The sequence below is a fragment of the Labrenzia sp. ATLA3 genome (genome assembly GCF_057180185.1).
Map to the genome: position 1 here is coordinate 1 of NZ_JBXUKV010000024.1, position 442 is coordinate 442.

Sequence of the window (442 nt, forward strand, 5' to 3'; positions counted from 1 at the left end):
ATCGGGCGGGACTGCCACGGCCCTTGGATGACGTTGTTTGGACCGCCGACGCCTGGTCGGGGTGGTTGCGTCCCCGGCGCAGCGCCTGGCAAGGGCTGTGCAGGCAATGCCTGCGCATATTGTGCACCCATGATGAGGGGATCCGGGCTCGCGTCGCTCATCACCACGCCTTCGCCGGAGCTGTCAGCTAAAACGAGCGACCCTGGCACCGGATCGTCATCTTCCGGAGCCTGGTAGGTTGCGGTATCCCTGACGAAAATCGCCTCGCCGACGGTATTCTTGCAATTCATATGGAAGCGGTCGAGGTGGCGGATGACGTTGGAGCCTTCCGCGCGAACCTCCGGCGCATGCCCGATGGGTTCGCAGATATCCTCCACCGTGCCGGATTTGACGCCTTTCCGTGTTCCCGGCGCATCGCCGTGCACGCAGGTCGTGCTGGAGC

The 442-nt window shown here is 64.0% G+C and carries 1 protein-coding gene; it reads right to left on the reverse strand.

Annotated elements, in window-relative coordinates:
• The coding region (locus tag AC2A6O_RS29050) for a PAAR-like domain-containing protein (protein WP_498932185.1) at positions 1-442 on the reverse strand (442 nt) is incomplete at both ends.